The sequence below is a fragment of the Bacillus sp. FSL K6-2944 genome, from assembly GCF_038005385.1.
Lineage (GTDB): Bacteria > Bacillota > Bacilli > Bacillales > Bacillaceae_G > Bacillus_A > Bacillus_A cereus.
Genome location: NZ_JBBOTE010000002.1, coordinates 1 through 23,784 on the forward strand (window position 1 = coordinate 1; position 23,784 = coordinate 23,784).

Genomic DNA, 23,784 nt, shown 5'->3' on the forward strand with positions numbered 1-23,784 from the left:
TAAGCTGAATACACCCGCAACGGATACTGAAGTTCAAAGATTAAGAGAACATGTAAAAGAGAAATTTAATGTTGATTTACCGAGGGAATACGAAGAGTTTCTTAAAACTGTAAATGGTTTAGACTTTGATGGACTGGTACTTTACGGAGTTGATTCTTCTTTACTAGAAACAAAAAAAGATGAACATATTTGCGGCTTTATAGACACGAATAAGATTTGGTATGAAAATGAATTTCAAAAAGAGTATCTTTTCTTTGGCGATTCAAATATTGCGTGGTTTTGTAAGAGCTTATCAGACGGTACTTATTTAGAACTTGATAAACCATCAGGTACGGTAATGAACACATATAATGATTTTAATACAATGCTTGAGGAAGCGTTAAAAATAACCCTTCTTTAATAGGGGGGGTATTAAAAATTATGTTTAATTTTTTAAAAGAATATGTTGTAGCAGACAGAAGTGTCCGTTCTAAACAAAAACCTATTTTCTATCCTATATATCAAGATGAGATAGATGAGGCAGAAAGCTTATTACAAATGGAACTTCCAAAAGAACTGAAACGCTTTTATCAAGAAATAGGTTGTGGTTTTTTAAGTCTGATACAAGAACGTTTTTCAACAGATTTATGGACCCGATTTCAGTTGCAGATTTCCGTTTAAGGCAAGATATTTATGAATATAATCCAAACCTAGATGATGATTCATTAGTGTTTTTTGAAGTAACAGAACTTAACTTTTTAACAATTAAATTTAAAGAGGAAAATGAATTAGGTCAATGTCCTACTTACTCTGAAGATGAGAAAATAGCGGATTCTTTAGAAGAATTTTTAATTAAAATGGATGAAAATCCTGACTATTATATTTAATAGATATCAATTCTCTTTTTTAGAGTGGTGCATTATTGGTTCATTATTTTAAGAAATGTTTTCTAGCTTATGTGATTGCGAAGACAAATAATAATTAATTATGAGTAACAAAAGTAAGACTTATGTGAATTACGCATAAGTCTTTTTAATATTATCTCAAAGTTAAGAAGATTTAGGGGGGAAATTCTCATGAATCTAGGGGAGCTAGTTTAAAAGAAATTAAAAGACAATTAAATATATCTAGATTTCAACACCCGATTAGTCAAAAGATGGTACCATTAACAGATAGTAATGGTAAAAGGATATTAAATGATAATAAACAGCCTATTATGACTCGAGAATTTACATATGAAGTAAAAGGTCAATCAAGATCATTCAGAGGGTCATAAGTTTGGAGAAGGTGGAGTTGGAGATCATCCACCGCATCATAATGTAAGACCTGAATACAATACAAGAACAGGACAGGTAGATGGTATGGAGGATCATTATTATTTTGAGAAGAGAAATAATAAATAGGGAGTATAAAAATGATTGATCAATTTAAATTTTTAAATCCACAAGCGTTAATTAGTATTTTTGGGAAAATACCAAAGTTGAAAGAATCAGAGTTATTAGAGGTGCGTCTTAAAAGAGATGGTCCGACTTTAGTTATTCAATTGATGACAAAGGAAAATGTTGAAAACAAGCCAAAGCGATGGAATAAGTGGGATGTAATTTATGTAGAGATATCTTTCTTTACTATTCATAATTTAACAATAAAAGGTTTAGGGACAGAAAATATAATTGATTATTTTGAAATAAATACGATAGAAGAAGAGGGTTTATTAAAAATTAAGTGTAAGAATCAAATGTTAGTTGAGTGCTCGTTTGAATGGGCAAAGGTAGAAGGGGTAACCCCAGGTTTAATGGGATTACCATAATTTTGATGGGAAGTAGATAGTTAATTTTTATAATATTCATATTTTAATATTTTTGGGTTAAATAAGGAATGTATAAAGGACGTTTGAAACGTTGATAGTATTGCAAACATATGAAGCGGAAATTACTAAAATTAAGATACGTGATTATATACCTGTATTAGATGATTATGATAGAAGTGTCAAAGGTGAGATTATAATAGGTGGGTATGGTTATAGATTCCGCAGGAGTTTCATTTAAGTTTGAGAAGGAAGCGAGATAATAGAATGCAAAAATTTTCAAAAATAGTTATATGTGTTGGTGCGTTAATAATGATTATACTGGGCATGATTGTACATGATACATGGAAGGATAGGATTTATTTTTCTTTAGCTGTACTTTTTGTTACCGTACTTTCTTTACTATGGAATATAGTTGCTCATAATATTATGGATAAATTTAGAAAAAAGGAGAATAAATAGCTATGAAACTTTTAATGATCGGAACAATAGCAGGGTGGTTTAATTAACATGAAAAAAAGTATAGATTTTAATAAGAAAGCTTTTGCACATTATATGGCTCTTTATCCTGTAAATGAAATAAGAGTCCAAGTAATTGTCCTTGTCCTTTTGGGGGCAGATGTGTTTGTTCTCTTGCCTGCTTTTGCGAATCCTTTTCAATTACTCTATGTATATATAGTAACTCCTCCAGTTATTTTTTTAAATTTGTGGGCGATATGGATTGCTATCAATCCTCGGAAACGACAATTACAATACACTCTATTTCGGGGAGTATATGGCACCATATGTTCAGTCGGATTATTGGTTATAACGCAAAAGTATGCCTATGAAGTGTTACAATTACAAACTCCTATCTATTTTATTTTTTCAGTTGGTTTGTATGGTGTTGCTTTGTATTATTTTTATAAAAATCATATTGAAAAACTTCAGGAACCAAGAAAAAAATCAAAGTCGTCGAAAGGAACTGGTGGTGTAAAAGTAGCAGCTATTGCAGCTGGATCGGGGCAGTTAATTGCTAATATAATTCTTAGCATTGCAACACAACAGATGGGGGTAATTGTATTTATGTGTGCATGCACAGTGTTTTCGTTTGCTTTGTTTTATATGATTATAGAACTCCATAAGTATTATTATTTACGGAAGCATATAGAAGATGGAGGGAAAATACGTATAGGATTTTAAAGAGGATTTGTTGCATTTCAAGTGTATAATTGCATTCTTCTTATGGAAGCCATTCACGAGGCTTATAGCAATAAAAGATGTATAGGTGGAAGGTTATATTCTGGTAAAACATCTGAAGGAATGGAAATTAGGTTTGTTCTTATTAATGATAAGATTATAACTGTTTATCCAATGTATTAAAGAATGTGAGGTACTCAAAAATGAAAGTAACTACTCAGCCCATAGTTAAAAATGCAAGACAATATAGAGGTAATTGCTAAGAAGCACTCCGCCTGAGTTTCAGATGAAATTAAATAATTGAATATTTATATTTAAATAATCGACTATTTATGCTTTAATATTTCTATGTACATAACTGGGATAATTAGGAATTTGCATTTAATATGTTTTAAGAAAGGGGAATGTTTTTTATATGGAAACTCCAGAAAATCAATTTAAACGTGCGCTTAATCCTTGGTTCTCCATTTGGACAAAACCACGTGATACAATGAAAGAAATTTTTATATCCAAACCAAAGAATGTGTTTTTACTCATTTTACTAGGCTCATTCGTACAGACTTTAGATCGAGCATCTTCTAAAAATATGGGGGATTCAATAAGTAGTCCAGTTTCAATAATCTCAATGGTTATATTCGGTACCTTCGTTGCTTTCTTAATTTATTATTTTTTGCTACCAGCGTTATTTAATTGGGTGGCAAAAAAACTTGGTGGACAAGGTACCTTTGAAAAAACACGTTACGCAGTTGCCTATTCTTATATCCCTTACGTTTACTCTCTTATATTAGTTTGGGTGCCTTCATTTTTCTTGTTTGGGATAGAAAACTTTACGAGTGAGACACCGAAAATGGATAGTAGCATAACTTTAACGATTTTGTTTATTATTTTTGCCATAATTGATATAGTTATTGCAATTTGGACAATCATTATTTCCTTAAAATGTTTAGGAGAAGCACACCAATTCTCAGCATGGAAAGCATTATTAACAATAATAATATCCTTTATGATTATCATTCTTCCTTTAGTAATAATAGTATTTCTTATAGTAGGGGTTACAATCTTTTAATCATTTATTTGCTTCTTATGAATTTAGAAATTTAATAGAGGTCTGGGGAAAAACACAAAAAATGTGTAAAAATAATAACTAAAAAATTAACTTTTATAAAAACATTTAAACTAAAATGCTTCTTAAGCGTGGGTCCAATAGCTCACGCTTTTTATTTTGGGTGACTATAACATTTATTTTTAAAATTTATAATCATGTTATTTATTACGGACAAACCTTCAAAGAATCTATTGGTGCTACAGCTAATTGAAGGCGTATTAACAATTTGAGAGTAGTTATTGATAAGAATGGAAATGTAATAGCTGTGTTTCTAAAGAATAAGAAAAGTTTAACATGAGTTTATTTTTTTTATTCGGGGAATATGGGCGTAATTGGTTATCGAGAAAAAATTCAGGAGAATAAAATTATGAAAAAAATAAACCATGAATTATTTGGTGAAATTGTTCACGATTTATATTGGAGCGGACAACAAAAGATAACTATTTTTGGGCAGGAAAAAATAGTTTCTTTAACTATTGATGGAGAAGAAGATGATTTAATTCCTAAAGTTCAAGAAGAAGCATATAGGAAGTTCATTACTGATATAAACAAACTTACAAAAGAAGCTGAACAAGCGATATTCGAGTATTATAAAGAAGAATATATGGAATATAGAGATATGGTAGGTGATGAATCTGCTGATAAAATAGCGCCGATTATAACAACCATTCAAGAACTAGGAAAATTGGTGGAACCTGTTGGGTTAATTATATTACCAGATTTTGAAGATGGAATTAGAAGAGTTGGATTAATATTCAATTGTACCTGGGAAGAGGACGGTGTCGGGGTGAAATTTGAAAATGAGCAAGTTGTAGAAGTTGGTTATCAAGACATCGTTATTTAAACTTCAAATTATGTGCTGTCACTATATCGAATAGAAGCTGGGTTTGTAAAATAACAATGAAACTACGTGTTTTTTCGTCATACAAAAACCTCTACATATAAGTAGAGGTTTTTAAATTGCATATTAGTGAATTATGCTTTTTCAAATAAACGAAGATACTAGAATACATAATTTTAACTAGACTTATTATTAACTAATTTATCCCCACCACCAAGCTCCGCCTCAATCTGCGAAGTTTTCGATGACTCATCCATACGCCAATACGTAATAAAGCTGATCGCGATACATCCAGCTACGTAGAAGTAGAAGAGTGATTCCATTCCGATACTCTTTAGCCATAATGCGATGAACTCAGCTGTTCCGCCGAATATCGCAACTGTTAGTGCATATGGTAAACCTACGCCAAGTGCGCGAATTTCAGTTGGGAAGAGTTCTGCTTTTACAATTGCGTTAATGGAAGTGTAACCAGTAACGATAATGAGACCGACCATCATGAGTAAAAATGCTACGATTGGTTCTGTCGTTTTTTCCATGAAGAAGAAGATCGGTGCTGTTAGTAATGTTCCGAGAATACCGAATGCCATTAATAATGGGCGGCGTCCAATTTTATCGGATAGTAGCCCCGCAATTGGTTGAAGTACGACGAATATAAGTAGTGCGACAAAGTTAATCCAGCTTACAACTTCTTTCGGAAGGCCGACTGTGTTTACCATGAACTTTTGTAAATATGTTGTGTACGTATAAAATGCAACAGTGCCTCCTAGTGTTAGGCCGACTACTGTTAATACTGCTTTCGGGTGTTTCATAAGCGCGCGAACGGTTCCTGCGCTTTCGCGTTTTTGTGATTTTATGTTTGAAAACTGCTCCGATTCATCCATCGTACGGCGAAGCCATAATACAGCTACTGCGCCCATCGCTCCAATAATGAATGGAATACGCCATCCCCAAGCTTTCATATCTGGTTCGCTTAGTAATTGCTGAAGAACAATTTGAACGCCTAACGCAACCATCTGTCCCGCAACGAGCGTTACATATTGGAAGCTTGAATAAAAACCACGGCGTCCACTACTAGCCATTTCAGATAAATACGTTGCGGAAGTTCCGTACTCTCCGCCAAGTGATAATCCTTGAAGTAAACGAGCAAGAACTAAAATAATAGGGGCCATAATACCGATACTTTCGTAACTCGGTGTACAGGCAATAATTAAAGAACCACCGGCCATAACTGTAATGGAAAGCGTTAATGCTGCCCGGCGTCCGTGCCGATCCGCATAGCGTCCCATTAATAAACTTCCGATAGGGCGCATTAAAAATCCAACTGCGAAAATAGCTGCTGTGTTCAGTAACTGACTCGTTGGATCGCCTTTAGGAAAGAACTCTGCTGAAAAATAAACAGCGAAAGCAGAGTAAACGTACCAGTCGTACCATTCAATTAAATTACCGACAGAACCTTTGAAAATATTGCCGGCGACTCGATTAGATTTTACTTGAGCCATACTAATTCCTCCTCTTGCTTAGTAATAAAATGATAATTATGAAAGCGTGTTCATTGTAGTTGAATTGTACTGTCCTTTAAATAAAATCTCAATATTATGACAATTTTATTCTTTTTGTACTTTATGTACATGGAGAGTTTTTATAGTTGCTTCATTTTCAGTTTTGTCATAATAATAGAAAAAGGAGATTGATAGTTTTGAATATTTTATCAAAGGATATGAAGCATGAAAAAATCACGCAAAGTGTCATTACAAACGAAAATAGTAAGCTTAATTATCGCGTTAATTTTATTTGTCGTTCTCCTATTAACGGGAATATTTGTTTACATTCAGTCCGTTGATACGAAGCGCCAAGTAGAACAGTTAGCGCTGCAAACGGCTAAATCTCTTTCTTTTATGCCTGCTATAAAAGATGCTTTTCAAAATAACGAGCATAAAAGTACGATTCAATCTATTGCGGAACAAGTTCGTGAGCAAGCTGGTGCAGATTACGTCATTATAGAAGATCGCTATGGGGTTATGTATTCCCATTCTAATTCTGAGTTGATTGGAACAAAGAGTAACAACCCGTATAACTATGAGGCACTTACTTTTGGTGGCTATTATACAATCGAAGGAAATGGTACAAATGGTCCAGCTTTAATGGCGAAGGCACCTATTATTGTTCATAACGGAGATTACGATCAAGTAGTAGGCGTTGTGACAGTAGAGTTTTCAATAAAAGGAATTGAATCTAACATATTGAGTAGAACGAAAGAAATTATCCTCTTTTCATTAGCAGTATTATTAGCCGGCATTGTTGGTGGCATTCTTTTAGCGCGTAGCATCAGGAAAGATACACTCGGTTTAGAGCCGAATGAAATCGCAGCGTTATACCGGGAACGAAGTGCGATACTACTATCTATAAAAGAAGGAATTATAGCTATTGATCAAAACGGTTTTATTACGATGATGAACACGTCGGCAGAAGAAATGCTTCATGTAAATGATGATTATATACAGCAGCACATTTCAAAGGTTTTACCGGAATTTAATATGGAAAGAGTGCTAGAAAACGATCAAGAAATCGCGTTTCAAGATAAAGTGTTTATTTTAAACATGACACCGATACTCGAAAATAATAGTACGGTAGGCGTTGTATGTAGTTTTAGAGATAAAACAGAACTGCAAAACTTAGTGAATACGATATCTGAGGTAAGAAAGTATTCTGAGGACTTACGTGCTCAAACACATGAATTTACAAATAAGCTCTTCGTCTTATCCGGCTTATTGCAGTTAGGGCATTATAAAGAAGCTATTGAATTCATTCAGCAAGAATCTAATATTCATCAAAGTCAAAACCATATTTTATTCCATCAAATTCATGATGCAAAAGTACAAGCAATTTTATTAGGAAAAATCGGAACAGCATCTGAGAAGAAAATCGATTTTCATATTGAAGGAGATAGTGCGCTGCATCCGTTACCAGACCATATAAAAGTTTCGCACCTTATTACGATTCTTGGAAACATAATCGACAATGCATTTGATGCGGTGAGTGAACGAGAGGAAAAGAGTGTTTCCTTCTTTGTTACGGATATTGGACACGATATTGTATTTGAAGTGATAGATAGCGGGATAGGGATACCGGCAGAAAAAATAACGACCATTTTTCAAAAAGGATTTTCAATGAAAGGAAATAATCGGGGTTACGGGCTAGCGAATGTGAAAGAAATGGTAGATCTACTAGAGGGAACAATTGAAATTCAAAACGAGAAAAATGGGGGAGCTATTTTTACAATTTACCTTCCGAAAACATTGAAAGAAAGTACATGACAAACAGGGGGATGGACATATGTTGAAGGTTGCAATTGCAGAAGATGATTTCCGCGTCGCGCAAGTTCAGGAAGAGTTTTTATTAAAAATAAAGGATGTAAAAGTGATCGGAAAAGCATTAAACGCAAAAGAAACGATGGAACTACTACAAAGGGAAGAAATCGATTTGCTTCTATTAGATAATTACTTACCAGATGGAATTGGAACAGACTTATTGCCAAAAATTCATGCTGACTTTCCAAGCGTTGACGTCATTATGGTAACGGCGGCGAATGAAAACTATATGCTAGAAAAAGCAATTCGAAATGGCGTAAGCAACTACCTTATAAAACCGGTCACGTTAGAAAAATTCGTTCGCACCATTGAAGACTATAAAAGAAAGAAGCAACTATTACATAGTAACAATGAAGTAAATCAAGCACTCATCGATAACTTCTTCGGGACTTCGCAAACACAAGACATAAAAAACTTACCGACAGGTGTGGATCCGTTAACACTGCAAAAAGTGAAAGGCATTATAAAAGGATTTGAAGAGGGCATTACAATAGAAGAAATGGGAGAACAAATGGGGGCCTCCAGAACAACCGCAAGAAGATATTTAGAATACTTAGTAGCGACCGGCGAATGCACAGTAGAGTACACATACGGCATTATCGGACGACCAGAACGAAAATACCGAATAGGAAGAGGACTATGAAAAAACGATTATTACTATGTATATGGATCATGACAGGAGTAATAGTAATAGCTGGTTGTTCCTCGGAAAAATCCCATACGAATACAGTGAACATCGACAAATTAGAAATCGTTGCGCCAAACGTTCAAGGAGCAGGATGGGACTTAACAGCACGAGCAATGCAAAAAACACTAACAGAAGAAAAAATCTTCACAAAACCAATCACAGTCACAAACAAAGTAGGTGGCAGCGGTGATGTCGGATGGAAATATACGAAACAAAAAGGCGGTCACGTACTGGCGATTAACTCAAGCTTACTCATAACGAACAACCTACTAGGCCACAGTAAACTAACATATAAAGACTTCACCCCGCTCGCAACACTCGCATCGGACTGGGAAGTCGTTGTCGTATCAAAAGACAGCACCATAGATAACGCAAACGAACTAATGAAACAACTAAAACAAGACAAGAAAAACTTCAAAATCGGTGTTGCCCCCGGCCTAGGAAACGACGATCACCTATCCTTCGTACAAGTAAGCAAAGCCTTCGGCATAAACCCAGCCGAACTACAATTCTTCGTCTACGAAAACAAAGAAAAAATCATAAACGCCCTAACGAACAAACAAATAAACGCTGCAACCATGACCTTATCCGAAGCCGAAAAACAATACAAAGCCGGCAAAATAAAAATACTAGCCGTATCCGCACCAAAACGACTAGACCGACTACCACAAATCCCAACATGGAAAGAACAAGGAATCGACGTCATATTCCAGCACTGGAAAGGAATTATGGGCCCGAAAGATATGACGGAGGAAGAGGTTGCTTATTGGGATGATGTGATTAAGAGGATGGTGGAGAGTGATAGTTGGAAGGGGATTTTGAGGGAGCGGGGTTGGAATTCTTATTATAAGGATAGTGGGGAGAGTATGATATTTCTTGAGCAGAGTAGTCAGGAGTATGGGGAGTTAGTGGGGGATAATAGGAATTAGTAAATCATACGGTATGACGTATGGTTTTTCTTTTATACATATATGTAGTTTGATAAAATGGTAGTAATTGTAATTGTCGCATGAGTTAAGTTAGGAATATTTTTGAACCTAATATTATAAAATATGAAACTGAACAATATTAAATTATTGATGTATAAAATTTGATATATATTCCAGGGTGAATAGAGTTTTATATTTTTATACTAGCATGAGGATCTAAAACTAATTCAAATATTAATACATGGGGTGGTTGAATGAATTGGATAGAAAATGCTAAGAAAAACATTTTTCCTGTGAGTAACGAAAAATATAATTTAAAAAAGGCTTTGGGGGAATGGGCATATGAGGGGAACATGTTTGATGTAGAAATTGCAGATGAAATATGTCATTTATGCGATCATTCTAATATCAGATATCAATTTGAAATTGTGAACAAACAAAATGGAAATCTACTATTAATTGGGTCAGAATGTATTAAAAAGTTTAACATTGTAGTTGTGAATGATGAGGGGACTAAATTATCGTCTGAAGATGCAAAAAAGAAAGTGAATAAAGATAGAAATAAATTAGTCACAGAGGCGAAAGAAAAAAGCGTCTTAAATACTTTAGTAAAATTGGCTTCAGTAGATAATGAGTTTATTATTGAAAACTTTATTGAGTATTTTAAAGAAAGAAAAGCTTTCACTCCTAAGCAATTAAGTTTATTAATATGGAGGCTTAGAAAAGCTGATATTGATTTTAATAAATCTCATTTTAAGTTAACTATTAAGAAAAAGAGGGAGCAGGAAGACTTATTACAGTTAGAGGAATGGAAACTAAAAAGTATTTGGGAATGTTTATCTAGTAGTCAGAAAAAATTCGTTTTGGAAAAGAAAGGATTGTCTAGAGCTCCATTTTGATTAAATAATAAGTGATAAGGAGCTGCTTATCATTTATTAGCTGCTCCTTATCTTATCAATTTGTAATATAGTTCTCTTCTTCTTCGTTTACATTATGAATGGGAGGTCGTTTGAAAGTAAATTTGAAGGTGTTGCCACTTTCTATAACTCTTCTCATTTCATCGTACATTGGCAAGGTAGATTGAATTCCTGTTAAAGTAGCCCATCCACGTGTTCTTGTCAATGCAACGAATAGCTGATTGCGAAGCTGGATATTGTCTTCTTTAGATGCAATAAGATCAAAACCAACTACGTATATAACATGTGCTTCGTTACCTTTAGCACGGTGGATTTGTGAAATCGTAATAGCGTCATCTTCCCAAAATTTATCACGATTTTCCTTTGGCCATTTTGGGAAGAGATAATTTTTTTCTAAGGCACCTGGAATATAGATATTTATGCCAGCTTTCATCAAATGTTCAGAGACGGCCTTTTGTAGTGTTTTTCCTTCTCCTAGGGTAATAATGAGAATGTCTCTTGAAAGATTTAATTTATCATTCTCAATATTTTCTTTTATAGATTTTGTAAGCGCGTTAAGTTCTGCTTCCCTGGAATCGTAAGTTTGAAATTGTAAAACATCACCTTTCCATTGATAGGGAATAAGGTTTGGAGAGTTTTTCTTTGGGCGATGTAGCACAATTTCTTCACCGGATCTAAAGCTACCTTGCTGTACTTCATAACCGATTCCTTCCCAATCTTTTCTAGTTGTTAAACCACGCAGCATTCCTTCATCTCGTAATAGTCCCATTCCAATTGCATGTGCTGCAGTAAGAATTGGGCCTAGCGTACGATAACAACGTTGCATGATTTCACTTTTTTTAATTCCTCCAGAATAAAGACCGCTCACCATTTTACTAAAGTTTTTATCATTACCGAAAAGTTCTTTGGAAGTAGGAACTTTTAGGCTATCTAGACTTTGACTTTCATCATAAGCCCATATTAAACGGCGATCATAGGGAGCACTTTCGTTTATTGGATGGAGTGATTGAAAGGCGAGCCAATAAAAAGGTTGTTTTCCATTATATTTAGCATGGTCACCTACTACTAAATCTTGTGCTTCATCAATTAATACGGCATCGAAGACAGGGTAGATATGTGAATTTTTTAATAGGTCAGTGCAAGCATAGGCAAACTTTTCACTTGGAGAACCTGAAGGTAAATCTGATGGTTTTTTAGGTATTATTCCATGACGTCTACATAGAAAACGATAAAAACCTTCACGATCTTTTGCTCCCCAAGCATGTAAAACTTTGATTTTTCGTTTTACGATCTCATCATAACAAGTTTCTCCATTACTAAAATGGCGTAACCACTTGTCTACTTGTGCAATGAACGAATCGTAAAGACTTCTTGTAAAGAAAACAAGTGCGATATCCCAATCTGGGTGTTTTAAATGCATATGTGCTGCTTTTTGAGCAAGTAAAACGGTTTTTCCGGATCCCGCGATACCACGAATGCGCTGTGCTCCTGGTGGAATAGTTTTTCCTGCTCTTTCTTGCTTTAAATCAAATTCGTAAAGGCTTTTATTTAATGCTGCAATCACAGCAGAACGACTATGCTCATGTCCAATGATTTTTCTTTCTTGTTTTATATGTAGAGGCGCACCACTTAATATAGATAAAAGTAGTTCCCAACGTTCTTCGATTAGTTCTTCCCCCGATTGCGTAACATAAGTAGATTCGATTTTATTTAATAAGCTAGCTTTTCCTAATTGATCTTTAAAAATAATTGGAGGACAAGATGGCAAACGATCGAATCCCTTACTTTTCCATTCGGCTTCTGTTATATAGGGTAATGCAACTAATACTCTACCTGTGATTTTATTTCTGATTTCTGGGAATGCATTACAATTATTTAAAAGTGCGTATAATTGATCTTCTGCTTGTTCGTAGGGATTTCCATATTTTGTGTAAAAATTTTCGAATTCCCAACGGTGTCCATTTAATTTTTTGACTTGATTAATGTGAATTGATTTTACTTCTATAACCACTAAACCGAGATTTCGATCTGCAATGAGAATATCAGGTTCTTTTCTACCATGCCCGGATTTTGAAAATATAGGGTACTTCCAGTAACCTAAGCATTCTCGGGAGCTAAAAGCCTGTCGTACTGCTTCCCAAACTTTTAGCTCCCCCGTTTCTCCGCTTTTTCCAAACTGCTCAGTCACGATAAAGTTTTGTTCATCAATGAATGCCATACCTCTTCCTTCAATCCTTTCATTTATCTATACAGATATAAAATTTGTTGGAAATATTTATATTTTATATTGTATAACGAATAGAGAAATAATAAAATTTGGAAATTTATTATTTCTTAACAAAAATTAAATTTCTTAGAGGATGAAACGTACCTATGTATAAAAGATTACTTTCTTTTATACATAGTTTGGTAAAATAGTAGTAATTGTAATTAATTGTAACGGTGGGGATGAAAATGTTAGAGCAACTCATAATTGAATTGGCTAAATCAATGAAGCAGGCTGAAGATATAAATGGTGATAAAACTTATTGGATTATAAACAAGGATGATAAAGGATTAGATGTTCAAACTAAAACTTCAAGTGGACAATATGCAAAGGAAGAAGAAGCACCATCTTATTTTAACGTGAGTTTTGAGCTTCTTAAGAATGCTTGGGGAAAGCTTATCGCTATGCGAACGGTAAAGAGTGAGGATTTCGGACAAGTGAGTGAATGTAATACTTTCTTAGTAGCATTCTTTTCACACCTTCCATTTGTGGATGTGAGGGAATCGGGGGCTATTACATTTAAAGAGTTCCAAACTGATAATTTACCATGTGAGCAGTATCATAAAGTTGTTGGATTTTTGGAAGAGGTAATAAACGATACGTACGATCCGAAAAATTTAAGTGATCACATTAGTGGTAATTTGTATAGAGTTAAATCTAAAGGAAGACAAGATTTAAGGTTACTGGGATTTTTAAATGATAATCATGATATTGATACGTCTTTATTAAATGAATACATTGGAGAAAAGAGTAAGAATGATGTTATTCGAAAGCTAGTTTTAAAGCAGGAGTATTTTCAAATTGCTCTGTTTGTACTTAATCTTTTAAGAGTGTATCCGAGGGCTGCCAAGAAGGCTACTTTAGTGGATTTAGCGATGACAATCGTCCGAAACTCTAGAGGAGATAATTTAATGCTAAAATCATTAGCGAAAGAGCGTACGCATAATCTCTTAATGTGGTCTGAGAAATTGGAAATAATTAATGCTGAATGGATTCCAGCCGAACAATACATAAAAAAGAGTGAAGAAAAGGGCGGTAATATGAGTAGTAGTTTACGTGAAGGCTTTTTAAAGATACTGAAAGAATATTTGGATGCAAAAACAGAAAAATTTGCAGGACATAAATTAGGATTAACAGTCCGAAATGATATAGCAACAGAAATCATTCGTTTACCATTTATAAATGAGAAGCAGTACAGTGTGATAGGGTCAGTGGGGAAAGGGAATTGGGCAACAGTTCCGTGGATTGCGCTAATGCATAGAGATATTACAACATCGACACAGAGAGGATATTATATCGTCTATTTATTTAGCGAAGATATGCAACGATTGTATTTGACCATTGGACAAGGTGTAACAGAAACAACTAAAGAAGAGATGCAAAAAATTAAAGAAGAGATTCGTGAACAAATACATATGTCCCAAAAGGTGAAAAAAGATGATGAGATTTTCCTAGGAACAAGTTCAAAAGCAAAAGGATATGCGAATTCAACAGCGGCTTATATTGCGTATGATGCTAATAAAATGCCAAGTGAAAAAGAGTTAGTAGAGGATCTAGAAGGAATGCTTCGCTATTATGAGGGATTCATAGCTTATAAAGAGAAAGGAACGAAATATGAAATGATCTATGAGAGAAAAGAAGTGTATCTAGATCAACAATCAATTATCGATCATGTGTCTTCTTATATTCAAAGTAAAGGTTTCTTTTATGAGAAAAAGGATCTTATTAATTTCTTCCTTTCATTAAAAACAAAGCCATTTGTAATTTTATCAGGTATTTCAGGTACAGGGAAAACGAAAATTGTTCAGTGGTTTGCGGAGAGTTTAGGGGCTACGGAAGAGAATGGACAATTTACGCTTATTCCGGTTCGGCCGGATTGGAGTGACAGTTCTGATTTGCTTGGTTATGTGAACCTCCAAGGGGAGTTTCAAGAAAGACCGTTAATTAAAGTTCTTGAAAATGCAAATGCAAACCCAAATAGGCCTTATTTTGTAGTATTGGACGAGATGAACTTAGCCCGAGTGGAATACTATTTTAGTGATTTCTTAAGTGTAATTGAGAGTCGTAAATGGAAAGATGGAAAAATTGTTACGTCACCAGTACTTCCAGAATCAATTACGAATAAGCACATTACTATCCCATCAAATGTATATATTATCGGAACGGTAAACATGGACGAAACGACACATCCTTTAAGTAAGAAAGTATTAGATCGTGCGAATACAATTGAGTTTAATACCGTTAACTTAGATTATTTTAATTTCTTAATGGATATAGAAGAGAAGGAAGCTGAAGTTGTTTCTAATAGCTCTTTAGCAACCGAGTATCTTCATTTAAAAGAATGCTTTAAAGAAAATGAAGACCTTGTGAGAAATATATCGACTATTTTAATAGAAATAAATAAATCACTGGAATCAGTTGGGGCTCAAGTTGGATATCGTATACGAGATGAAATTTGTTTCTATATGGCATACAACGAAAAAGGAAAGTTATTATCGTTTGATGAAGCACTTGATTATCAAATATATCAAAAGATTTTACCACGTCTTGCAGGTAGCGATGGAAGAACAGAAGAGGTATTAAAGCAGTTGTATATATTATGTGCAAATGAGGAATATGATAGTGGCAACAATGATGCTTCATATGCTAAATATCCTCGTTCTGCTAACAAGTTGTCTCATATGTTAAGGAGGTTCGAGTATGATGGTTTCATCTCTTTCTGGATCTAATAATGAAATAGAGCTAGTTAAGATTGAAACAGAGGAGCTATCATTGACGATTAAGGGAAATCCTTATCATGAAAAATACGAGAGTTTAAAAGAATATCACGCTATGAAAGCGGATGAAATGATGTATTTTCATGTAGATGGGAAGACGGAATCCATTTCTGTATTTGATGCGAGATTGAAGAGATTGGATAAATGGAACGAACACCCACCAATCTTTTTTGAAAATAGGAGTTATCAACTTGTTGTTGTTCCGAAAAATAACAAGCAGCTGTCTTTTTATCATGAACATCCGGGTTTTCGAAAACAAGTTAGTTCTATTCAAATGGGGTCGCTTCATGTGTTAATGGGGAACCTTTCATTTCCGAATGAAGTAGGAAATACAACGTTTGAAATTAAAGATGATCAAGATACTTTATTAACTGTTACATTTGAAGTTTTCCCGGCAAAACTTGATTATAAGGATGATTACAGAGCCTTATTAGATGAAGTAAATGATGAAATTTATAATTTAGCATTTCATTTACTAAAAAGAACTTACTTAGGAGCTTCTGCAATTTACGCTACAAATCCATCGAAGAGTGAATTCTATCGTATTTTAAATGATTCCTTTGAGCGATTTATGAAGTCGATCTCTCATATAAAAAGACAACCGCATCATACGCTTATGACTAGACATCAACTTGTAAGAGGAGAAAAAATTCGTAAATTGGATTCTGTCGGAATGAACTATTTGCGAAAGCGACCACACTTACTCCAAGGAGAAAACAATATACCGACTAAAGGGATTACAGCTTATAAGGAAGTTTCTTATGATACTCTGGAAAATCGATTTGTTAAATGGATGATTCAAAGAGTCGTACATAAAATAGATGATTTACTTAAGGCGCTAGAGCCAAAGTCTAGATATACACGTGGTGTAACTGATGAAGATTTGCTAGAGCGTGTAAAAAATATGAAGTATCGAATGAAAAATGAATTGAACGATCCATTTTGGAGAGGAATCGGAAAATTAGATCGCTCAGTCTTTTCACTTGTTATCCAAATGGCTGCAGGCTATAGAGATGCGTATCAAATCTTCTTAATGCTATCTCGAGGTTTAACATTACGAGGGCAAATTTTCAAAATGTCGGTAAAAGATGTAGCTAGATTATACGAATATTGGACGTATTTAAAACTTGGACAAATTCTATCTAAAAAATATATACCGCTCCATCAAGATGTTATCCAAGTTAAACAAGATGGTTTATATGTAACACTTGATGAAAGTAAAACCGCGAAAAGAACGTTCAAACATCCGGAAACGGACGAGGTACTAGAACTTTACTTCCAGAAAAGAAACGATGGACTGCCAACAGTTACACAAAAGCCAGATACGATGCTCGCTATTGAGAAAAAGGGAAAGAACTATCAATATCAATACATTTTTGATGCGAAATACCGAATTGATTTTGCTGAAAGCTCTCATTATAAAAGGAAGTATGGCGCCCCTGGCCCAATGGAAGAAGACATTAATACAATGCACCGCTACAGAGATGCATTAGTAGTAGAACAAGAAGGGCCCTTTGAACGAACAGCTTACGGAGCATACGTATTATTCCCGTGGAACCAAGAGGAAGCGTACGAGAACCATCTATTTTATAAAAGTATCGAAAAAGTAAATATCGGTGGCTTCCCGTTCTTACCAAATGCAACAAGACTAGTTGAACAGTTTCTAGATCATCTCATTGAAAAAAGCCCAGAAGAAATTATAAGAGAAGGCATCCTCCCAAGAGGAACAAAAGAAGAATGGCACTCCTCACTAGAAGAAATAGTATTAGTGGGCAGTGTGAAAACTGAAAATGACTATGAAACATATAGAAAGAATGGCTTATATCAGCTACCAGTCACACAACTAAAACCAGGATGGCAAGAAGCAAAGTACATAGCATTATATGCACCGAAAAAATGGAACGGAGAAAAAGGTGGAATTCAATACGTCGCCAAAATCAAGCATATTCAAATGCAACAAAACGATGAATATGTACATTTCGAACTAGAGCCATGGAAAAAACTAGACCACCTCATCCGCCCAGTAGGATATGGCATTCAAATATACACAATAACAACTATGTCGTTATTAAAAGAAGTACAAGAACTTCCAGAAATCTTTATGAAATCAAAAGAAGAACGAATTCTTTGGAAAACGCTGCGTCGTTTTACGAAGCAAGTTAAGGTTGAGCTGGATCATAACAATTTAGATGAGGCGTCTTCAGTTAAGAGTTATTACGTGGAGGATGTTCAGATTTGGGTTGATTATGAGGATGAGGTTGTTATGGTTAGGAGAGATGGACGTGTTAAGGAAGTTGCTTTGGAGTTGGTTGTTGGGAGAGGGGCGGTGTTGTTTAGGGAGGTTTTAGGGTTGTTAAATGCGGAGAGTGAAGGGGATTCATGAAAGATATAAATGCTCTATTAGGAAACGATGGTATGATGTTCCTGTTATAGCTTCTGGGAATTTAATGTTTTTTAAGAGGTATAATATGTTACCGAGAATAATGGTTAATGAGGCGGCAGTTTATACGACTGACATTGCATATAATATTAGGCTTGACGAAAATTTTGATGCACCATCTGTTGCTTTTTGTTTTTATAATTCACTTACTATGACTTTATGTGAATTTCAAGGTCGTTTTTATGGTGGAGGTGTAGGCGAGTTAGTACCTAGTGAATTTAAATCATTAAGTATGCCTTATAAAAAAGTTAGCAGAAATGATTTTGAACTATTGGATACTATGTTTAGGCGAAATTGTAGTTTTGAAGATATAGTTGATTTTGTGGATAAAATAGTTCTTAATGAGTTAAGTAGTCAAGATGTTGCTAAGTTGAAAAGTATTCGAAATAAATACCTTTTACGTCGCTTAAAGACCAAAAGAAATGAATAATTTTAAATATTATCAAATATATAATGATTATTAGATAATTTTTTATTTGGATTTAGTAAGTGATAGGCAGAGGATATATTTAATAATGTAGTAGTGTATTAAATCCCTTTTTAATTACTAGTTTTGTCTAGTAATTAAAAAGGGATTTTCGTGTTTAAGCACTACCTACATCGATGGTTATTTTTGGGGTAAGTGTGGAGCGATATTGGTATAGAATATCTAAAAGTATGACTTATGCGTCCAGAACATCGTAATGATGAGAGGTGGGCGTAGCCTAGTAGCTAGCATATTTGTTTCTCTATGTAAAACTGCGTATATACTTTGTTACGATATTGGTTATTTTTATTTTGTACTAAGCATGTTTGTTACTTAAACTCGAAGAACTATCCGACCTCCTAGAACTAATCAACGCCCTAGCCGAACACGAAGGCACAACACTAGAAGAAATCAACAACATCCGTAAAAAGAAAGCAGAAGAACGAGGTGGCTTCTCAGATCGAGTCTTCCTAATCGAAGTAACCGATAACTAGCCCCTCCTAAGCCCCTTACAAGCCCCTACCAAGTAATAAATCACTAAGAAAAAACATAACAAAAACAAAAACACCAACAAACACCGTAGTAGTAGTCAAAAAATTTTTAAAAATAACACGCCAAAAACCCGCTCAGTCTCCCATATATATTATGAAGGGGCTTTTACTTTTGAACGGAGACGGGAGGAACTTTGATGGCGGTGTATCGTAATGTGCAGGTGAATTTTTGGCAGGATGATTTTGTTTTGGATTTGACACCAGAGGAGCGGTATTTTTATGTTTATTTGTTAACTTGTTCGAAGACGACGCAGTGTGGGATTTTTCCTTTTCCGAAGCGGTTAGCTGAGATGGAGACAGGTTATAATCGGGAGACTGTTGATAAGCTTGTGCAGCGCTTCATTGATTATGGGAAGATTCTTTATGATGCGGATACTCGGGAGCTATTCGTTTTGAATTGGCTTCGTTATAATCCTGTGACGAATACGAATGTGGAGAAGTGTGTGCTTCGTGAGCTTAAGGGTGTGAAGAATAAGGAGTTTGTACATATGTTTCTTCAGAAGTGCGCTGAGGAAGAGCTGAATGTTCCGATGCTTTTAGCACATTTCGGTATGCCTGATGATTCGGCTGTGGATGATGTTGAGCCGATTTGTGAGGAGACAGAGGAAGAAGAGGTTGTAGAGGAAGAAACGGGAAGTCGCGTGTTTTCTTTTTATGAGCAACATTTCGGTAGTTTGTCTCCTTTTGCGGTGGAGGAACTGAGTGCGTGGATGGAAGATTTGTCAGAGGAGCTTGTGTTGAAGGCGCTTCAAATTGCGTTTGAGAATAATAAGCGGACGGTTGCTTATGTGAAGGGCATTTTGAGAGGCTGGCACGGGAAAGGGTTTACGAAAGTGTGTGAGGTTGAGGCAGATACGGCTAAGTTTCGGAAGAAGGAGTCGTCTGTTAGTACGGGGGAGACGGAGGAGTTTTTGGCGAGGTGTGAGGAGTGGGAGAAGAATGCGCCATCTGAGGAAGAGTTGCAGCGCTTTTTAGCGGAGCGCGGGTGGCGGCCATGAGTATTCAAAATGTGGAGGCGGAAAAGACGGTGTTAGGTTCTCTACTACTTGATGGAGAGCTTATTAAGGAGTGCCGTTTGACGGAGCAGTATTTTTCGATGCCGGTGCATAAGTCTATATTTCAGTTAATGAGAAAGATGGAAGGAGAGGGGCAACCGATTGACCTTGTGACGTTCACTTCTAGAGTGGATCCGAATTTTTTGAAGGGGATCGGGGGAATGGAGTATTTTATAGGGTTAATGGATGGTGTGCCTACTACTAGCAACTTCTCATATTATGAGGGGCTTGTTCGAGGTGCCTGGAAAATGTATCAGGCTGGTGTTCTTGGGCACAAGATGGGAGAGCGTCTTATTGCGGAGAAGAGTGAGAAAGTTATCGGTGAGACGATTACGGCACTTTGTGAGTTAGAGGAAAAAGACTCTGTATGTGAGTTTGATTTGAAGGATGCATTAGTTGATTTGTATGAGGAATTTCATCAAGATGTGAAAGAGATTACTGGTATTGAGACTGGTTATACATCGTTAAATAAAATGACGTGCGGATTGCAGGAAGGTGATTTTGTCGTTCTTGGTGCGCGCCCTTCTATGGGGAAGACTGCGTTTGCGCTTAATGTTGGACTGCATGCGGCGAAGTCTGGAGTGGCGGTTGGATTGTTTTCGTTAGAGATGAGTAGTAAGCAATTGTTAAAAAGGATGGCATCTTGCGTAGGTGAAGTGTCAGGAGGTAGGCTGAAAAATCCGAAGCATCGTTTTGCGATGGAAGATTGGGAGAAGGTAAGTAAGGCGTTTGCGGAGATTGGTGAGTTGCCATTTGAGATTTACGACAATGCAGGCGTTACGGTACAAGATATTTGGATGCAAACTCGTAAGTTAAAGAGGAAGCACGGTGATAAAAAGATTTTAATTATTGTAGATTACTTGCAGCTTATTACGGGCGATCCGAAGCATAAGGGCAATCGATTTCAAGAAATTAGTGAGATTTCTCGTAAGCTTAAGTTATTAGCACGTGAGTTAAATGTTTGTGTAGTAGCGTTATCACAGTTATCTCGTTCTGTAGAGTCGCGGCAAGATAAGCGTCCGCTTTTATCAGATTTAAGAGAGACCGGACAAATTGAGCAAGATGCGGATGTCATTATGCTTATGTATCGAGAGGATTATTACGATAAGGAAACAGTGCAGAAAGAGATGACGGAGATTCATGTGGCGAAGCACCGGAATGGGCCTGTGGGGAGTTTTAAGCTGAGGTTTTTGAAGGAGTTTGGGCGGTTTGTGGAGATTGGATGATAAAATAGAAGAAGGCATATAAAAAGGTAAAGGAGTGGTTACGGATGACAAAAGTAGGTCGTTTATATGAGCAAGAGAAGCAAGAAGAAATTGATAAAGCACTTTCGGCAGCTGGAATGCTCTTTAAAGGAATGAGTGTAGAAGAAATAGCTAAAAAATTAGATGTAACAATTGAAAAGGTAAAAGAGTGGGAGAAGCGTTTATCTCATTAATCGCTGGGGTAATGGCAGCGTCTGTATAAATTTATACAAAAATAGCCGAATATTTACTATATAATAGTCGGCTATTTTTGTACGGAGAAGTTGTTAGGTTTAATACGCAAAATTTTTTATTTGCTCTTGAATATGTTTCTTATTTCCCCATAAAGAAAGACTTTCTCTCTGCAGTAATCCACTGCTGCAAGTCATCTTGGCTACGTCGGACAAGTCGATTTACTAAAACATCATGCCATACATAATCCTCTAATAAGTATATATGAACGGGGTCATCTGTATAAAAAGCAATATTACGCTCTTCAAGTGATGGTCCATAAATCATCTCTTTAGAATCTATCGATACAATAAACCAATGTTCTGTAGACAAGGTTTCTGTATAAGGTGTTATGCGGTGGGCTTCTAGATTTTTAATGGGATTTTCAACATGTAGGGTAATACCTTGTATTGTAACTTTATCAGCTACTTCAGATAGATCTTCTTTTAACGCTTCATACATCTCATCCCACATTGAAATGACAATACGTCGTTCTGCTTTTTTTATTAATGCCTGACAATAGCTAATGATTGTTTGATTGTCTTTTAAAGTAATGACTCGATTATCCGTTTTTTCCTCGGAAGTTTCTAGTTTCTTTAATGAATCACTAATTCCTTCATAAGTAGACTGCCATTCTGATTGCGCCTTCTGTAAAAAGATTTCAACAGGTAGAGGCGAATAGCGAGTGGTGTCATTTATTTCTTCCTTCATGACAATTCCTTTTTCTACAAGGTTACCTAAAATCTCATAAATTCGCGCTCTTGGGACACCCGAATCTTTACTCACTTGGTAGGCTGTGACAGGCCCTTGTTTAACAAGAGATACATAAGATTTAGCTTCATATTCATTGAAACCAATTTTTTTAAGCTGTTGCACTATGTAGTCCACTTTTTTCGTCCTCCGATGTTTGCATTTATATTTTAACGTTACAATAACTGTTTACATTTAGCAAATTGGTAGTTACTATTACAATAGTGACTAAAGGGGAGGCTACTAATATGGATTTTTATTTAGACCCATCCGTATTAATGATTTTGATTGTTTTTGGATTTGTAGCTGCATTTATTGATTCAGTTGTAGGTGGTGGTGGATTGATCGCCTTACCAGCTTTATTATTTACAGGACTGAATCCAGCAAGTGCAGTAGCTACGAATAAACTAGCATCGACAATGGGAAGTGCAACTAGTAATATTGTGTTTTATCGTTCTGGTAATCTTGATTTGAAATCGGCGTTTAAATTAGTCCCGCTCACTTTCATAGGTTCCATAATAGGGGCATGGACCGTTCATTTAATGAACCCAGAAGTACTGAAGCCATTGATGTTGGTAATGCTTGGTGCGGTCGCTATTTATACGATATTTAAAAAGGATTGGGGTAGTATTTCTACTCATAAGAAATTATCTGGTCGACACGTCATTATTTTTGCCTTTTTTATTTTTGCTATTGGTTTTTATGATGGATTTCTAGGGCCTGGCACAGGTTCGTTTTTAATGTTCGCTCTTTTATTTATTGGGTATGATTTTTTAAAAGCAGCAGGTACGGCGAAGCTTCTTAATTTAGGAAGTAATGTTGGTGCATTGTTAATGTTTATGTATGTAGGGCAAGTCAACTATGCGTATGGTTTTATAATGGGAATTGCTCAAATTGCTGGAGGGATTGTTGGCTCCAAATTTGCTATAAAAAAAGGAAGCGGGTATGTTCGTGCTCTTTTCAGTACAGTAACTTGTTTATTGTTAGCGAAAAATCTGTATGACTATATTCAGTAAGTAATTAAAGAACGTAGAAAAGGTCAAAGATGCCTACATAGAATATAAGAAGATACCAGGAGAAAATTCCTTTTAACATTTTTTAGATGCTACCTTGTTTGAAGATAGCATCTAAAAAGAAAATCTAAGTGAAGAGAATAAAAATAATATAAACTCATATTTTTCTGGGGTATGTTTA

At 35.4% G+C, this 23,784-nt stretch carries 19 protein-coding genes and 3 pseudogenes; 19 read left to right on the forward strand and 3 right to left on the reverse strand.

Annotated features, from left to right (window positions below; translation table 11 throughout):
* From MHH55_RS20980 to MHH55_RS21015, 7 genes and pseudogenes are all read left to right on the forward strand, one after another.
* On the forward strand, positions 1-400 hold a 400-nt coding region (locus MHH55_RS20980), incomplete at its 5' end, for a YrhA family protein (RefSeq protein ID WP_340881249.1).
* Positions 401-420: 20 nt separating this feature from the next.
* Positions 421-866 (forward strand): annotated as a pseudogene (locus MHH55_RS20985) (SMI1/KNR4 family protein).
* A gap of 426 nt (positions 867-1,292) precedes the next feature.
* Positions 1,293-1,382: pseudogene (locus MHH55_RS20990) on the forward strand (HNH/endonuclease VII fold putative polymorphic toxin); the annotation flags it as partial.
* Positions 1,383-1,393: 11 nt separating this feature from the next.
* The gene (locus MHH55_RS20995; protein ID WP_071740882.1) at positions 1,394-1,786 is read left to right on the forward strand and encodes an immunity 50 family protein; all 393 of its coding nucleotides are present in this window, start codon (positions 1,394-1,396) and stop codon (positions 1,784-1,786) included.
* A gap of 507 nt (positions 1,787-2,293) precedes the next feature.
* Entirely contained in the window at positions 2,294-2,965 is a 672-nt protein-coding gene (locus tag MHH55_RS21000; RefSeq protein WP_071740881.1) for a hypothetical protein, read from the forward strand.
* Positions 2,966-3,377: 412 nt separating this feature from the next.
* The gene (locus MHH55_RS21010; protein ID WP_000449723.1) at positions 3,378-4,028 is read left to right on the forward strand and encodes a Yip1 family protein; all 651 of its coding nucleotides are present in this window, start codon (positions 3,378-3,380) and stop codon (positions 4,026-4,028) included.
* A gap of 406 nt (positions 4,029-4,434) precedes the next feature.
* Positions 4,435-4,911: a DUF6985 domain-containing protein gene (locus tag MHH55_RS21015; RefSeq protein ID WP_000723511.1), complete on the forward strand. Its 477-nt coding sequence runs from the start codon at positions 4,435-4,437 to the stop codon at positions 4,909-4,911.
* A gap of 173 nt (positions 4,912-5,084) precedes the next feature.
* On the opposite strand, the gene MHH55_RS21020 is transcribed toward MHH55_RS21015, so the two are convergent.
* Complete coding sequence (locus tag MHH55_RS21020) at positions 5,085-6,407, reverse strand: MFS transporter (RefSeq protein WP_000079866.1); 1,323 nt, start codon at positions 6,405-6,407, stop codon at positions 5,085-5,087.
* 225 nt (positions 6,408-6,632) lie between these two features.
* Between MHH55_RS21020 and MHH55_RS21025 the strand changes: the two genes are divergently transcribed.
* The 4 genes from MHH55_RS21025 to MHH55_RS21040 all read left to right on the forward strand — a co-directional run bounded on the left by MHH55_RS21025 (position 6,633) and on the right by MHH55_RS21040 (position 10,792).
* A complete protein-coding gene (locus MHH55_RS21025) occupies positions 6,633-8,222 on the forward strand; it encodes an ATP-binding protein (protein ID WP_078186841.1) in 1,590 nt (529 codons plus the stop codon).
* Positions 8,223-8,241: 19 nt separating this feature from the next.
* Positions 8,242-8,919 carry a response regulator gene (locus MHH55_RS21030; protein ID WP_078186840.1) on the forward strand — a complete coding sequence of 226 codons (678 nt, stop codon included), beginning with the start codon at positions 8,242-8,244 and terminating at the stop codon, positions 8,917-8,919.
* Complete coding sequence (locus MHH55_RS21035; RefSeq protein WP_078186839.1) at positions 8,916-9,893, forward strand: tripartite tricarboxylate transporter substrate binding protein; 978 nt, start codon at positions 8,916-8,918, stop codon at positions 9,891-9,893. Before MHH55_RS21030 ends, MHH55_RS21035 begins: the two co-directional genes overlap by 4 nt.
* Positions 9,894-10,147: 254 nt before the next feature.
* On the forward strand, positions 10,148-10,792 hold the full coding sequence (locus tag MHH55_RS21040) for a hypothetical protein (RefSeq protein WP_001104030.1): 645 nt from the start codon (positions 10,148-10,150) through the stop codon (positions 10,790-10,792).
* Positions 10,793-10,847: 55 nt separating this feature from the next.
* Here the strand turns inward: MHH55_RS21040 and MHH55_RS21045 are convergent, their stop codons facing one another.
* Positions 10,848-13,028, reverse strand: coding sequence for a DEAD/DEAH box helicase (locus MHH55_RS21045; protein ID WP_078186838.1), 2,181 nt, complete (start codon positions 13,026-13,028; stop codon positions 10,848-10,850).
* A 236-nt stretch (positions 13,029-13,264) separates the two neighbouring features.
* On the opposite strand from MHH55_RS21045, the gene MHH55_RS21050 reads away from it, so the two are divergent.
* From MHH55_RS21050 to MHH55_RS21080, 7 genes and pseudogenes are all read left to right on the forward strand, one after another.
* Positions 13,265-15,805, forward strand: a complete 2,541-nt coding sequence (locus MHH55_RS21050) for an MrcB family domain-containing protein (protein ID WP_078186837.1) — start codon at positions 13,265-13,267, stop codon at positions 15,803-15,805.
* Entirely contained in the window at positions 15,780-18,236 is a 2,457-nt protein-coding gene (locus MHH55_RS21055; protein WP_139362457.1) for a DUF2357 domain-containing protein, read from the forward strand. The genes MHH55_RS21050 and MHH55_RS21055 overlap by 26 nt, the downstream gene beginning before the upstream one ends.
* Positions 18,211-18,723 carry a hypothetical protein gene (locus MHH55_RS21060; protein WP_438284846.1) on the forward strand — a complete coding sequence of 171 codons (513 nt, stop codon included), beginning with the start codon at positions 18,211-18,213 and terminating at the stop codon, positions 18,721-18,723. Before MHH55_RS21055 ends, MHH55_RS21060 begins: the two co-directional genes overlap by 26 nt.
* Before the next feature lie 371 nt (positions 18,724-19,094).
* A pseudogene (locus MHH55_RS21065) lies at positions 19,095-19,253 on the forward strand (nucleoside triphosphate pyrophosphohydrolase); the annotation flags it as partial.
* Between the two features lie 194 nt (positions 19,254-19,447).
* Positions 19,448-20,308 (forward strand): DnaD domain-containing protein, encoded by an 861-nt coding sequence (locus tag MHH55_RS21070; RefSeq protein ID WP_078186834.1) that lies wholly within the window; start codon positions 19,448-19,450, stop codon positions 20,306-20,308.
* Positions 20,305-21,591: a replicative DNA helicase gene (gene dnaB, locus MHH55_RS21075; RefSeq protein WP_139362455.1), complete on the forward strand. Its 1,287-nt coding sequence runs from the start codon at positions 20,305-20,307 to the stop codon at positions 21,589-21,591. Before MHH55_RS21070 ends, dnaB begins: the two co-directional genes overlap by 4 nt.
* A 44-nt stretch (positions 21,592-21,635) precedes the next feature.
* Positions 21,636-21,803, forward strand: coding sequence for a hypothetical protein (locus MHH55_RS21080; protein ID WP_000169783.1), 168 nt, complete (start codon positions 21,636-21,638; stop codon positions 21,801-21,803).
* 139 nt (positions 21,804-21,942) lie between these two features.
* Here the strand turns inward: MHH55_RS21080 and MHH55_RS21085 are convergent, their stop codons facing one another.
* Positions 21,943-22,728 carry a TrmB family transcriptional regulator gene (locus tag MHH55_RS21085; RefSeq protein WP_048565174.1) on the reverse strand — a complete coding sequence of 262 codons (786 nt, stop codon included), beginning with the start codon at positions 22,726-22,728 and terminating at the stop codon, positions 21,943-21,945.
* A gap of 110 nt (positions 22,729-22,838) precedes the next feature.
* Between MHH55_RS21085 and MHH55_RS21090 the strand changes: the two genes are divergently transcribed.
* Positions 22,839-23,606 carry a TSUP family transporter gene (locus MHH55_RS21090; RefSeq protein ID WP_078186832.1) on the forward strand — a complete coding sequence of 256 codons (768 nt, stop codon included), beginning with the start codon at positions 22,839-22,841 and terminating at the stop codon, positions 23,604-23,606.
* Positions 23,607-23,784: the final 178 nt, after the last annotated feature.